The sequence below is a fragment of the Janthinobacterium sp. BCJ23 genome (genome assembly GCF_059617945.1).
The window spans coordinates 250,706-264,665 of record NZ_JCAQAW010000005.1; the positions used below are offsets into that span (position 1 = coordinate 250,706).

Sequence of the window (13,960 nt, forward strand, 5' to 3'; positions counted from 1 at the left end):
AACGGCCGATGCGGGCAATCGTAGGTCGGCTTAGCGCGCAGCGCGCAAGCCGACATCAAGCGGGTGATCAATTACCCAGCTGCGCCTTGGTATAGAAACCGTCATCAACGAGAATGTTCACATTCGCCTTGGTCAGCGGCGTTGGTTTCAGCAGCACCGTGCTGACCTTTTTCAGGCCGTTGTCATAGCTGGAGTTGTAAGCCGGCTTTTCATTGCGCGCCAGTTGCACGGCCAGCTTGGCCGCTTCCGCAGCGATGGTTTTCAACGGTTTGTAGACGGTCATCGACTGCGTGCCGGCGATGACGCGTTTCACGGCCGCCAGATCGGCGTCCTGGCCCGAGACCGGCACCTTGCCGGCCAGTTTTTGCGCAGCCAGGGCCTGGATGGCGCCGCCTGCCGTGCCGTCGTTCGAGGCGACGATGGCGTCGATCTTGTTGCCGTTGGCCGTCAGCGCGTTTTCCACGATGGACAACGCTTCGGTGGCGCTCCAGTCCTTCACCCACTGCTGGCCGACGATCTTGATGTCGCCCTTGTCGATGAACGGTTTCAATACCTTCATCTGGCCTTCGCGCAGCATCTTGGCGTTGTTGTCGGTCGGCGAGCCGCCCAGCAGGTAGTAATTGCCCTTCGGCTGCAGCTTGGTCACGCCTTCGGCCTGCATCTCGCCCACTTTCTCATTGTCGAACGAGATGTACGCGTCGATATCGGCGTTCAGGATCAGGCGGTCATACGACAGCACCTTGATGCCGGCCTTTTTCGCTTCCTTGACGGTGTTGTTGAGGACCGTCGCGTTGAACGGTACGATCACCAGCACGTCCACGCCGCGCGAGATCAGGTTTTCGATCTGCGAAATCTGGCGCTGCTCGCTGGCGTCGGCCGATTGCACGAAGACCTTGGCGCCCTGCTTTTCGGCGGCGGCGATGAAGAAATCGCGGTCGCGCGTCCAGCGTTCCACGCGCAAATCGTCGATGGAAAAGCCGATTTTCGGGTTTTTGGCGTCAGCCAGGGCGGCGCTGCTGCTCAATGCCAGCATGGCGGTCATGATGGCTGCGCTGATGATCTTGTTCATTGTGTGTCTCCTAGTGGATGTTATTAACAACGTTTTTTAACTGCGGGTACTGCTGAAAAATTTTATGTCTGTGGTGGTGTCGGCTTACGCGCGGAGCGCTAAGCCGACCTACATCAATGGTTATGGCGCGGCAGGGTCTGGCCCACGGCGCGGTATTTCAGCGCCAGCTCCATGCAGGCGCCCGTTTCCAGCTGGCCCACGCTGGCGCGGTAGATTTCCTGCCATGGCGTGGCGCTGTCGTTGACGGGCGGCGGCAGCTCTTTGGCGCGGCGCGCCAGTTCAGCCGCATCGACCAGCATGTCGCACTGGCCACCGTGCAAGTCCACGCGGATGATGTCGCCCGTACGCAGCAGCGCCAGGCCACCGCCCACGGCGCTTTCCGGCGACGCGTTCAGGATCGAAGGACTATCCGACGTACCCGACTGGCGTCCATCGCCCAGGGTCGGCAGGTTCAGAATGCCGGCCTTGAGCAAGGCGTCGGGCGGTTGCATGTTGACCACTTCGGCCGAACCGGGCCAGCCCACGGGACCTGCGCCGCGCATGACCAGCATGCAGCTGTCGTCGATGTTGAGCGCAGGGTCGTTGATGCGCGCGTGATAGTCGCTTGAACCATCGAAGACGATGGCGCGCGCCTCGAACACGCCTTCGCTGCCGGGACGCGACAGGTAACGCTCGCGGAAAGCGGGCGAGATCACGCTGGTCTTCATGATGGCGAAGTCGAACAGGTTGCCCTGCAAGGCCATGAAACCGGCCTTTTCCTTCAGCGGCGCGGCAAACGGGCGGATCATCTCGCGGTCCGCGCTTTCGCGGCCAGCCAGGTTCGCCGCCATCGTCTGGCCCGTGACCGTCAAACGGTCCGCATGCAGCAAGCCCGCCTGCTGCAGCTCCCACATCACGGCCGGCACGCCGCCGGCGCGGTGGAAGCGCTCGCCCAAATACTTCCCGGCCGGCTGCATGTTCAACAGCAGCGGCACGTCGTAGCCGTGTTCCATCCAGTCGCTCGAGTTCAATTCCACGCCCGCATGGCGCGCCATGGCCATCAGGTGCGGCTGGGCGTTGGTCGAGCCGCCGATGGCCGCGTTGACGATGATCGCGTCCAGGAACGCCTCGCGCGTGAGGATGCTCGACGGGCGCACGTCGTCATGCGCCATGGCGACGATGCGGCGCCCCGTTTCATAGGCGATCTGGCCCCGCTCGCGGTACGGCGCGGGGATGGCCGAGCAGCCCGTGAGCGACATGCCCAGCGCCTCGGCCAGCGCATTCATGGTCGATGCCGTGCCCATGGTGTTGCAGTGGCCGGCCGATGGCGCCGAGGCGGCGGCGATCTGCAGGAATTTGTCGTTGTCGATCAAGCCGGCCGACAGCTGGCGGCGGCCCTTCCAGATGGCGGCGCCGGAACCCACCAGTTCGCCGTCCATCCAGCCGTCGAGCATGGGGCCGCCCGACAGCACGATGGCAGGAATGTCCACCGTGGCGGCGGCCATCAATTGCGCCGGCGTGGTCTTGTCGCAGCCCGTCGTCAGCACCACGGCGTCGATCGGGTAGCCGTGCAAAATCTCCACCAGGCCCAGATACGCGAGGTTGCGGTCCAGCGCGGCCGTGGGACGGCGGCAATTTTCAAAAATCGGGTGCAGCGGGAATTCCATCGGGATGCCGCCCGCGTCGCGGATGCCGTCGCGCACGCGCTGGGCCAGTTCCAGGTGGATGCGGTTGCAGGGACTGATGTCGCTGCCGCTTTGCGCAATGCCGATGATGGGCCGGCCCGAACGCAGTTCTTCGGCCGTGATGCCGTAGTTCATGAAGCGCTCGAGGTACAGCGCCGTCATGTCGATGTGGTCGGGATTGTCGAACCAGTCCTGCGAACGGAAGCGCCGCGCCTGGTGTTTGCCTGCGGTGCTCATGCGCCGTACCAGCCTGCGTCGACGTAGTATTCGCGTCCCGCGCACTTGGCCGCGTTGTCCGACGCGAGAAACAGCGCCAGCGCCGCCACGTCTTCCGGCTCCACGCGCAGCTGCAGGCATTGGCCCTGCAGGATCAAGGCTTCCGCTTCCGGCGTATGCCACAGCTTTTCCTGGCGCGGCGTGCGCACGGCGCCAGGAATGATGCAGTTGACGCGGATGCCGTCGACGCCCAGGTCGCGCGCCAGGCCGCGGGTCAGGCCCTCGATGCCGGCTTTGGCCGTCATGTAGATCGACAGGCGCGCTTGCGCCAGGTGCCAGGAAATCGACCCCAGGTTGAGGATCACGCCGCTGCCCTTGGCGCGCATGGCGGGCGCCACGGCCTGGGCGCAGAAATACTGGTGGCGCAGGTTGACGGCCATGCGCTCGTCCCAGTAGGCGGGCGTGACGTCCTGCAGTTCGTGGCGGTCGTCATTGGCCGCATTGTTGACGAGGATATCCGTGGCGCCCGCGCTGTGTGCGATCTCGGCGAAGGTGGCGGCCAGGGCACCCAGGTCCGTCAGGTCGCAATAGCGGAAAACGGGCGGCTGCGGCAGGTGGGCCAGCTTGTCCTGCAGCGCCAGCGACGCCTCGCGGGCGATATCGAGAAAGGTGACGTGGGCGCCCTGGCGCGCGAACGCCTCGACGATGGCCACGCCGATGCCGGTGCCGCCGCCCGTGATGACGACGCGCTTGCCGGCCAGGCTGGAATAAATTGCATGCTGCATGGTGTCTCTCTTTTTAAAATAATCGGATCAAAGCAAGCCGCGCTGGGCCAGGTTCTGGTACAGCGCGCGCACGCCGAACGTCCAGGGGGCAATCGCATCGCAGCGCTGCACTTCGTTGACCAGCGCGCCCAGCGCAGCGCTGGCAATCGTCACCCGGTCGCCCAGGTGGTGCGTAAAGCCGCCGCCCTGCGCGCCGCGGTCCTTCACGGGCGAGAACATGGTTCCCAGGAACAGCATGAAGCCGTCCGGATACTGGTGGTACTGGCCTGCCGTCTGGCGCACCAGGTCGAGCGGGTCGCGGCTGATTTCGCGCATGAAGCTGGCGCCTTCGAGCACAAAGCCGTCGTCCGCGCCTTCGATCAGCAGCGACACTTCCGCCTCGCGCACGGTGTCGAGCGTGAAGTGCTCGTCGAACAGGCGGATGAAGGGGCCGATGGCGCAGGAGCCGTTGTTATCCTTGGCCTTGCCCAGCAAGAGGGCGCTGCGCCCTTCGATGTCGCGCAGGTTGACGTCGTTGCCCAAGGTCGCCCCCAGCACCTCGCCACGGCTGTTGACGGCCAGGACGATCTCGGGCTCCGGGTTGTTCCAGGCGGACGATGGCAGCAAGCCCACCTGCGCGCCGCAGCCCACCGACGACATCGGCTGCGCCTTGGTAAACACTTCCGCATCGGGGCCGATGCCCACTTCCATGTATTGCGACCAGGCGCCGCGCTGTTGCAGCTGCTGTTTCAAACGCTGCGCCGCGTCCGAGCCAGGCTTCAGTGCCGACAGGTCGCCGCCCAATGTCATTTGCAGGGCGGTGCGCAGGCTCGCCGCGCGCGCCGCGTCGCCGCCCGCCTGTTCCTCGATGACCCGTTCGAGCAGGCTGACGGCGAAAGTCACGCCGCATGCCTTGACGGCCTGCAGATCGCACGGCGCCAGCAGCAGCGGCTCGCCGGCCGGCGCGGCCAGCGCCTGCTTCAGCAGCGACTGCACGGGTCCGAGCGCGATGCCGGGCGCATGGCGGACGATATCGAGCGCATCGCTGCGTTCGAACAGCTCGGCCACCGTCGCCACCGTCTGCGTGATGTCGACCACTTCGCCGCCGCGCACGGCGACGACGCAGGGGCCGTCACGCCAGATGCGGCCGACAAGGAGGGCCTGCGCCAGGTCGGCGGGCAACAAAGAGGCGGGGGAAATCGGCTGCATGGCAAGCTTTCAAAAGGTCGTGACGGGATGGCCGGTGTTCAAGTTCGGACCGATTCTGCGCGCCGCCCTGTGTCGCCGCAATTACGAAAATCACCAAATTGAATGATGATTATTGGTATTGCAGTGCACCAAAAAAAGCCGCCGCGCGGCCCCGGTTTCCGCCCTGTGCGCAGGCGGGAAGGCGCGCCATGGCGCATTGCATCAATTGACCCATCGATATCGTTTTGGATATCACCAATGCGAAAAAAGTGATTGGTGAGGGATGGATGGACAAACTAGTATCAGCCGTGGCCTGCAATCGGCCATTCGCACGGAGCCCGCCCACTGGACGACGGCCCTGGCACATTCAACTATCGAAGACGGTGGAGACCTGAAATGAAAACAACAATGAAAATGCTGACCGCGAGCCTGGCGCTGGCCATCTCCGGCATGGCGGTAATGCCCGTGGCAAGCGCCGCAGACAAGGGCGCAATCGGCATCTCGATGCCAACCAAATCGTCCATGCGCTGGATCGCCGACGGCGACAACATGGTCAAGGTATTCAAGGAGCGCGGCTACAAGACGGACTTGCAGTTTGCCGACGACGATATCCCGAACCAGCTGGCGCAGGTGGAAAACATGATCACCAAGGGCGCCAAGGTGCTGGTGATCGCCGCCATCGACGGCACCACCCTGTCGAACGTGCTGCAAAAAGCGGCCGACAAGGGCATCAAGGTCATCTCGTATGACCGTTTGATCCGCGGCACGAAAAACATCGATTACTACGCCACCTTCGACAACTTCCAGGTCGGCGTGCTGCAAGCGGGCTACATCGAATCGGCGCTGAAACTCAAGGAAGGCAAGGGCCCGTTCAATATCGAACTGTTCGGCGGCTCGGCCGACGACAACAACGCGCACTTCTTCTACAACGGAGCACTGTCGGTGCTCAAACCCTACATCGACAGCGGCAAGCTGGTGGTGCGCTCGAAGCAGATGGGCATGGAAAAGGTCGCCACCCTGCGCTGGGATGGCGCCGTGGCGCAAGCCCGCATGGACAACCTGCTCAGCGCCTACTACGGCAATGCGCGCGTCGACGCCGTGCTGTCGCCATATGACGGCTTGAGCATCGGCATCCTGTCCTCGCTCAAGGGCGTCGGCTACGGCACGCCGAAGCAGCCGTTCCCCGTCGTGACGGGCCAGGATGCGGAAATCCCGTCGGTGAAATCGATCATCCGCGGCGAACAGGCATCGACCGTGTTCAAGGACACGCGCGAACTGGCCAAGGTCACGGCCAACATGGTCGACGCGATGATGAGCGGCAAGACGCCGACCGTCAATGATACGAAGACCTATAACAACGGCGTGAAAGTCGTGCCGTCCTACCTGTTGAAACCGGTCACCGTCGACAAGGCGAACTGGAAGCAGGTGCTCGTCACCGGCAGCGGCTACTACACGGAAGCGCAAGTGAAATAAGCATCCAAGGTACTGAAGGCCCGGCCCTGCCGGGCCTTTCGCTTCACGCACTATCAAGAACAAGACTGCAGCACGACCGATGCCGACCAGCGCGGCCGTGCCAGAGAGGTTATATGACGAACACTATCCTGGAAATGCGCGGGATACGCAAAACATTCCCGGGCGTCGTTGCGCTCGACAATGTCAACCTGCGGGTACGCAGCGGCGAGATCCACGCCATCGTCGGCGAAAACGGCGCCGGCAAATCGACCCTGATGAAAGTGCTCAGTGGCGTCTACGGCCATGGCAGCTATACGGGCGACATCGATTACCTGGGCCAGACGCGGCACTTCCGCGGCATCAAGGACAGCGAAGAAATCGGTATCATCATCATCCACCAGGAACTGGCGCTCGTGCCCCAGCTGTCGATCGCCGAAAATATCTTCCTCGGCAACGAACCGTCCAGCATGGGCGTCATCGACTGGGAATACGCGCAAGGCAAGACGCGCGAACTGCTGCACAAAGTCGGCTTGAAAGAGTCACCTGACACCCTGATCACCAACCTGGGCGTGGGCAAGCAGCAGCTGATCGAGATCGCCAAGGCGCTATGCAAGGACGTCAAGCTCTTGATCCTCGACGAGCCGACGGCCAGCCTGAACGAAAGCGACAGCGCGGCACTGCTCGACCTGCTGCTGGGCCTGAAAGCCCAGGGCATCGCCTCGATCCTGATCTCGCACAAGCTCAATGAAATTTCAAGGGTCGCCGATGCCATCACGGTGCTGCGCGACGGGAACACGGTCGACAGTTTCGACTGCCGCATCGAACCCGTCAGCGAAGACCGCATCATCGAAAAAATGGTCGGACGCGAAATGGCCGACCGCTATCCGCCGCGCACGCCGACGATAGGCGAGACCATTTTCGAAGTGCGCGACTGGCGCGTCTTCCACCCCGAGCATGCCGACCGCCCCGTCATCAAAGGCATCAACATGCATGCGAAAAAGGGAGAGATCATCGGCATCGCCGGCCTGATGGGCTCCGGGCGCACGGAACTGGCGATGAGCATTTTCGGCCGCGCCTACGGCCAGCGCATCAGCGGCACGGTGCTCAAGAATGGGCAGGAAATCGACGTCAGCACCATCGGCAAGGCGATCGCACATGGCCTCGCGTATGTCACGGAAGACCGCAAGGGCCTGGGCCTGATCCTCGAGGAAGACATCCAGAAGAACACCAGCCTGGCCAACCTCGATGCGATTTCCAAGCACATGGTGATCGACGAGCAGCGTGAATTCAGCGTGGCCGAGGAGTTCCGCCGCAAGCTCAAGACACGTTGCTCTAGCGTGGCGCAGAAGGTGGTCAATCTGTCCGGCGGCAACCAGCAGAAAGTGGTACTGGCGAAGTGGCTGTTTTCGCGCCCCGACGTGCTGATCCTCGATGAACCGAGCCGCGGCATCGACGTGGGCGCCAAATACGAGATCTACAGCATCATCAGCGACCTGGCCGCCGAAGGCAAATGCATCATCATGATCTCGTCGGAAATGCCGGAATTGCTGGGCATGTGCGACCGGATCTATGTCATGAACGAAGGCCGCTTTGCGGCAGAATTGAGCGCGGCAGAAGCATCGCAGGAGCGAATCATGCGCGCGATCGTTACACACGGAGAAAACAATGGACAATAAACTGACAGCAGGCGCGCCGGCAGCAGCAGCGCCAGCGGCCGCGCCGCAAGCGAAAAGCTATGCCGGCTTTTTGAAGAACAATATGCGCGACTACGGCATGCTGCTTTCGCTGATCGTCATCATGGGCTTTTTCCAGTACATGACCGACGGCACCCTGATGCAGCCGCTGAACCTGACCAACCTGGTGCTGCAAAACAGCTACATCGTCATCATGGCGCTGGGCATGCTGATGGTCATCGTGGCCGGCCATATCGATTTGTCCGTCGGCTCGGTGGTCGGCTTCGTCGGCGCGCTGGCGGCCGTCCTGATCGTCAACTACAACATGAATTTTGTCGCCGCCAGCATCCTCTGTCTGCTGGCCGGCGCCGTCATCGGCGGCGCGCAAGGCTATTTCGTCGCCTTCTTCAAGATCCCGTCCTTCATCGTCACCCTGGCCGGCATGCTGGTCTTCAAAGGCTTGACCCTGGCGCTGCTGGCAGGCCAGTCGGTCGGTCCCTTCCCTGAAGGCTTCCAGATGCTCAGCTCGGGCTTCCTGCCCGACCCGTTCGGCGGCGAAAACCTGCGCGGCCTGTCACTGCTGCTGGGCGTGATCGCCGCCGCGGCGCTGATCTTCACCTCGCTGCGCAGCCGCGCCAGGCAACTGAAGCACGGCATGGAAAACGAGCCGCGCGCCTTCTTCCTGCTGAAAAACGCGGTCTTCGCCGCCGTGATGGTGTATTTCAGCTATCTGCTGGCGTCGTACCGCGGCTTTCCCAACGTGCTGGCCGTGATGTCGCTGCTCATCGTCGCCTACACCTTCATTACCAACCGCACCGTGCTGGGCCGCCGCGTGTATGCCGTGGGCGGCAACGAGAAGGCGGCGCGCCTGTCCGGCATCAAGACGGAACGGGTCAGCTTCTACACCTTCGTCAACATGGGCATGCTGGCCGCGCTGGCCGGCCTGATCTTCGCGGCGCGCCTGAACACGGCCACGCCAAAGGCGGGCACGGGCTTCGAACTGGACGTGATCGCCGCCTGCTTCATCGGCGGCGCCTCGGCTTCGGGCGGCGTGGGCAAGGTGATGGGCGCCGTCATCGGCGCCTTCATCATGGGCGTGATGAACAACGGCATGTCCATCATGGGCATCGGTATCGACTACCAGCAGGTGATCAAGGGCCTGGTGCTGCTGGCGGCCGTGTTCATCGACGTCATTAATAAAAATAAATGAGAAGAACAAGGAAGCACAGGTTCGAGCCTTAGGGGGCTCTGGCCGGCGCTTGCGCCGGCCTTTTTCATTTATGTGATCGCCAGCTGCGCCGCCCTGTCGCCCCACCACGCGGCCTCTTCAAATACGGAAAAGCCCGACAGATCGGCATGCGCGAACAGGATCGCCCCATCGTGTTCGCGCAAGGCTTTGAGCCCCGCATTGCTGCGAAATCCCGGCAACGGTGCGGCCATGGCGTGGCCGCGCACGGTGATGTCGACGCGTTCGACGCAGCTGGCGAAATCGCGCCCGTACGCCGTCTTCAAATCGACGCTGGCCAGCGCCAGCAATTCTTCGGGGCTAGCCGTATCGAGCCACTTGCGCGCTTGCTGCGGTGTGCGGTCAGATAAGGCCACGTAGGCGCTGAAAACGGTTTTCTCGGGCGGGCGCACGCGGATGTCCTGGTGCGTGGAGACGACATAGCCGAGGCCAGGCTCCTGGTACACGACGTTGTCCCAGCACAGCGGTGCGTGCGGCAGTTCGTCAGGAAAACGCTTGAGCAGGAAATTGGCCACCATCCACGGCGCATACGCGGGCGTGTCGCGTTTCGCGTCGAAGCCATAGGCGGCGATGTTGTCCACCACGCGCGCCGCGACATACAGCGGCATGGCGCAGATGGCCTTGCGCGCCTTGACCAAGTAGGTGCGCGGCTGGCCATCGACCAGCTCCAGGCACAGCGCCTCCACGCCGCTGGCCGTCGTCGTGAGGGAAACCACCGTACCCGCATGGCGTTGGACACCTGAGGCCTGCTCCATGGCCGTGGCGACCGGCTGCATGCCGCCCGGCCAGGTCAGCCAGGCGCCATTGCCCGCGTTGGCCGCCTGACCCCAGCGGCTGCAATAGTAATGCAGGCCGGCCCAGGCCGAGACCTGGTCGTAGCGCGTGCCGTAGTCGTCGCGGCAGCAGTAATTCAGATACCAGTGCAAGGTGGGCGAGGTGTATCCCTCGCGCTCCATCCACTGTTTTAAGGTGATGGTATCGAGCGCCTGCCAGGCCGGGTCTTGCGACGATTCCACGGTAGGAAAAACGAAGACGCGCTTGCCGTCGTTGCCATGCGCCTGGCGCAGGCGCCGCACGTCGGCAAAGAAGCGCTCGTGCTGCGCCAGTTCTTCGGCAGAGATGCCTTCGGTGGGAATGAAGCCATCCTGCCACTGGCCGTTGAACAGCAAGCGCTCTTCCGGCGCATGCAGGATGTAGCGCTCGTCGTAAGTGGGCTTTTCCGCCTGCGGATCGCGCTCGATGATACCCAGGTCGAACAATATCTCGCGCACATGCGTCGATTCGGGCGACGGCAGCGGCAGGTAATGGCCCCCCGTGGGATAAGCGAGATCGCCGAAGTGGCCGCCGGCCGCGTTGCCATACGGCTGCGGGCCATCGACCATGAGGAAATCCTTGTGCCCCAGTTTATTCAGCCGCCAGGCGGCCGTCAGGCCGGCGATGCCCGAGCCGAGGATGGCCACGTCGGTGCGCAAGATGCGTGAAGGTGGCGGCAGCGCCTTGCGCTCGCGCAGCAGCTCACGCAAATAGTGGCCCTCGCTGCGGCCCGGGTACAGCACCCTGGACGTGATTTCCTGCCAGCGCAGATAGGCGGCGATGCTGCCGATGCCAGCGGCGGCCGCCGCCGTGCCGCCGGCGGCCCACAGCATGAAGGAACGGCGCTGCATCAGCGGATCACCCGGTTCCAGTCCTGCTCGAATTCATGCACGAGCGACTGGGTGTTCAGGCGGTTCGGCGCCATCGGCAGCGGCTGCATGTCGGGCGGGAAGATGAACATCTCGCGCGTCGTGTCCGCATTCAGGTAGCGCATGGGCAGGCGGTATTTCGTCGGCGGTGTGTAGTCGAGTTGCGGCGAGGCGAGGATAAAACCCCATTCGCCGAACGAGGGCACGTAGGCGTGGTAGGGCCAGGTGCGCATGCCCACTTCGCGCAGGGTCGAATTGATGGTCCAGTAGGCGTGCGGCGCAAAGAACGGCGACGTCGATTGCACCACCATCAAGCCCTTGGCGGCCAGGTGCTTTTTCACCAGGTCGTAAAATGGCACCGAATACAGTTTGCCGAGCGCGAAGCTGGATGGGTCGGGGAAATCGACGATGGCCGCATCGAACATGTCGCCGTTGTTGCGCAGCCAGACGGCGGCATCGGCATTGACGACGGTGACGCGCTTGTCCGAGAACGAATTGTTATTCAGCTTCGCCAGTTCCGGGCGCGTGGTAAACGCGGCCGTCATGGCGGGGTCGAGGTCGACCACGGTGACGTGTTCGATCTGTGGATAACGGAGGATTTCACGCAGGGCCAGGCCATCGCCGCCGCCCAGCACCAGCACGCGGCGCGCCCACGGCAAGGCTTCCAGCACCGGATGCACGAGCGCCTCGTGGTAGCGGTACTCGTCGCGCGAGGAAAACTGCAAATTGCCATTGATGTACAGCCGCGTATCGTCCTTCCAGCGCGTGATCACCAGGCGCTGGTAGGGCGTGGTGGTGGAATACACGATCTGGTCGCCGAACAGGCCATGTTCTCCCCAGGCCACCATGCGGTCAGACATGGCAAAGCCGGCGATCAGCAGCAGCATCACGGCGCAGGCGCGCAGCAAGCGCCCCGTGAGGTTCTTCAGTTCCGCGCGGAAGACATAGATGCTCCACAGGCCCACGCCCACGTTGAGCATGCCGAACAAAAAGCCCGTGCGCACCAGGCCCAGATACGGCGACAGCACCAGCGGGAACAGCAGGGAAACGGCCAGCGCGCCAAGGTAATCGAAGGTGAGCACGCGGCTGACCAGTTCGGAAAATTCCGTCTGGCGCGTGTTCAGGGCGCGCATCACCAGCGGCACTTCCATGCCGACCAGTGCGCCGATCAGGAACACCATCACATACAATAAGGTGCGAAATGGCGCCGCCATCCACGAAAACGTCATGAACAGGATGGCGGCCGACAGGCCGCCGATCAGGCCCACGGCCAGTTCGATGTCGACGAAGCGCGAGAGCACGTCGTCGTCCTTCACGTACTTGGAAAAGTGCGCGCCTACGCCCATGGCAAACAGGTAGCAGCCGATGATGGTGGAAAACTGCAGGATGGAGTCGCCGAGCAGGTAGCTGGACATGGCGCCAGCGATCAGTTCATACGCGAGGCCGCAGGAAGCGACCACGAAGACGGACAAAATCAGAATCTTTTTGTTCATTGGACTTTTTTTTGTTCTAATATGCGTTGACGTTATCAAATACTCATTGCGAGGAAAGCCGTGCCCGCCATCCTAAACTATCTGATCCATCTTATACTGGCCGCCGCGCTGCTGATTGCCTTTTTTATCATCTACACGCGCGTCACGCCGTATAACGAAGTGCTGCTGATCCGCCAGGGCAACCACGCGGCGGCCCTGTCGCTGGGCGGCGCGCTGCTGGGCTTTTCCGCCACCATCGCCTCGTCCCTGATGCACACGGCCGACTACCAGCAATTCTTTGCCTGGGCCTTCGGCGCCATGGTGGTGCAATTGCTCGCCTATGTGGTGACCACGCGTTTGCTGCGCATGTCGAAAGACCAGATCGAATCGAACAACAGCGCTTTCGGCGGCCTGCTGGGCGCCATTGCCCTGTCGATCGGCGCCATCAACGCCGCCTGCATTTCCTGACACCGCTTTATCTTTTTCAAGGACATTCATCATGAGCCTCGGCAGCTTTATCAAGAAGCAGTTTATCGACGTACTGCAGTGGAACGAAGAGACGGAAGGCGTGCTGGCCTGGCGCTTCCCCATGCAGGATTTCGAGATCCAGAACGGCGCCATCCTGAATGTGCGCGAATCGCAGGTCGCCGTCTTCGTCAATGAAGGCAAGATCGCCGACGTCTTCGGTCCCGGCACGCACAAGCTGACGACGCAAACCTTGCCGCTGCTGACCAACCTGAAAAACTGGGACAAGCTGTTCGACTCGCCATTCAAGTCGGACGTGTATTACTTCAGCACGCGCGTGCAGACTGGCCGCAAGTGGGGCACGCCGCAGCCGATCACCATCCGCGACAAGGATTTCGACATGATCCGCGTGCGCGCCTTCGGCATGTACTCGTACCGCATCGCCGACGCCCGCACCTTCTTCACCGAGATCAGCGGTACGCGCGAAGTCTATACGCGCGACGAGGTGGAAGACCAGTTGCGCGGCATTCTGATGTCGAGCATGGCCAGCTCGCTGGGCGGCGCGAACGTCCCCTTCCTCGACATGGCGGCCAACCAGGCGCTGATGGCGCAGGAAGTCAAGGATGGCCTGGCGCAGGCGTTTGCCCGCTATGGCGTGGGCCTCGATGAATTCAACGTGGCCAGCATCAGCCTGCCCGAGGAATTGCAGGCGGCGCTCGACGAGCGCATCTCGGCCGGCATGAAGGGCGGCCTGGGCGCCGACAAGATGAGCGGCTACACGAAATTCCAGGTGGCCAACGCGATCCCGCTGGCGGCGCAGAACGAAGGCGGCATGGCCGGCATCGGTGCGGGGCTGGGCGCCGGGCTGTCGATCGGCCAGGTGATGGCGCAAAGCATGGGCGGTGCGCTGCAGCAGCCGGCACCGGCGCCGGCGGCGCCGCCTGCCCCCGCGGAAGAACCGATCGAGGCGCGCCTGGAAAAACTCAAGGGCCTGCTCGACAAGGGTCTCATTTCGCCGGCCGACTACGATGGCGCCAAGGCTGAACTGCTGAAAAAACTGATCGGCTAA

General features: G+C 62.9%; 11 protein-coding genes. 5 read left to right on the forward strand and 6 right to left on the reverse strand.

The features are described 5' to 3' along the window. Positions 1-67 precede the first annotated feature (67 nt). The 4 genes from xylF to AC54AG_RS18095 all read right to left on the reverse strand — a co-directional run bounded on the left by xylF (position 68) and on the right by AC54AG_RS18095 (position 4,922). Complete coding sequence (gene xylF / locus AC54AG_RS18080; protein ID WP_099377905.1) at positions 68-1,042, reverse strand: D-xylose ABC transporter substrate-binding protein; 975 nt, start codon at positions 1,040-1,042, stop codon at positions 68-70. Between the two features lie 140 nt (positions 1,043-1,182). Next, on the reverse strand, positions 1,183-2,970 hold the full coding sequence (locus AC54AG_RS18085; protein ID WP_496631161.1) for an IlvD/Edd family dehydratase: 1,788 nt from the start codon (positions 2,968-2,970) through the stop codon (positions 1,183-1,185). After that, positions 2,967-3,734 carry a D-xylose 1-dehydrogenase gene (gene xylB, locus AC54AG_RS18090; RefSeq protein ID WP_496631162.1) on the reverse strand — a complete coding sequence of 256 codons (768 nt, stop codon included), beginning with the start codon at positions 3,732-3,734 and terminating at the stop codon, positions 2,967-2,969. The genes AC54AG_RS18085 and xylB overlap by 4 nt, the downstream gene beginning before the upstream one ends. Before the next feature lie 27 nt (positions 3,735-3,761). Continuing rightward, positions 3,762-4,922, reverse strand: a complete 1,161-nt coding sequence (locus AC54AG_RS18095; protein WP_496631163.1) for a fumarylacetoacetate hydrolase family protein — start codon at positions 4,920-4,922, stop codon at positions 3,762-3,764. A 429-nt stretch (positions 4,923-5,351) separates the two neighbouring features. On the opposite strand from AC54AG_RS18095, the gene chvE reads away from it, so the two are divergent. The 3 genes from chvE (at position 5,352) to mmsB (ending at position 9,236) form a co-directional block, all read left to right on the forward strand. Then, positions 5,352-6,374, forward strand: a complete 1,023-nt coding sequence (chvE, locus tag AC54AG_RS18100) for a multiple monosaccharide ABC transporter substrate-binding protein (RefSeq protein ID WP_223278970.1) — start codon at positions 5,352-5,354, stop codon at positions 6,372-6,374. Positions 6,375-6,487: 113 nt separating this feature from the next. Then, positions 6,488-8,029, forward strand: coding sequence for a multiple monosaccharide ABC transporter ATP-binding protein (gene mmsA / locus AC54AG_RS18105; RefSeq protein WP_319992010.1), 1,542 nt, complete (start codon positions 6,488-6,490; stop codon positions 8,027-8,029). Beyond that, positions 8,019-9,236 carry a multiple monosaccharide ABC transporter permease gene (gene mmsB, locus AC54AG_RS18110; RefSeq protein ID WP_496631165.1) on the forward strand — a complete coding sequence of 406 codons (1,218 nt, stop codon included), beginning with the start codon at positions 8,019-8,021 and terminating at the stop codon, positions 9,234-9,236. Before mmsA ends, mmsB begins: the two co-directional genes overlap by 11 nt. 68 nt (positions 9,237-9,304) lie before the next feature. Here the strand turns inward: mmsB and AC54AG_RS18115 are convergent, their stop codons facing one another. Continuing rightward, a complete protein-coding gene (locus AC54AG_RS18115; RefSeq protein WP_496631166.1) occupies positions 9,305-10,936 on the reverse strand; it encodes an NAD(P)-binding protein in 1,632 nt (543 codons plus the stop codon). Beyond that, a complete protein-coding gene (locus AC54AG_RS18120) occupies positions 10,936-12,447 on the reverse strand; it encodes a polyamine aminopropyltransferase (RefSeq protein ID WP_413774550.1) in 1,512 nt (503 codons plus the stop codon). Before AC54AG_RS18120 ends, AC54AG_RS18115 begins: the two co-directional genes overlap by 1 nt. 60 nt (positions 12,448-12,507) lie before the next feature. Between AC54AG_RS18120 and AC54AG_RS18125 the strand changes: the two genes are divergently transcribed. Together AC54AG_RS18125 and AC54AG_RS18130 are read left to right on the forward strand one after the other, a co-directional pair. Then, entirely contained in the window at positions 12,508-12,894 is a 387-nt protein-coding gene (locus AC54AG_RS18125; protein WP_034752720.1) for a DUF350 domain-containing protein, read from the forward strand. A 31-nt stretch (positions 12,895-12,925) separates the two neighbouring features. Further along, complete coding sequence (locus AC54AG_RS18130; protein WP_152251544.1) at positions 12,926-13,960, forward strand: SPFH domain-containing protein; 1,035 nt, start codon at positions 12,926-12,928, stop codon at positions 13,958-13,960.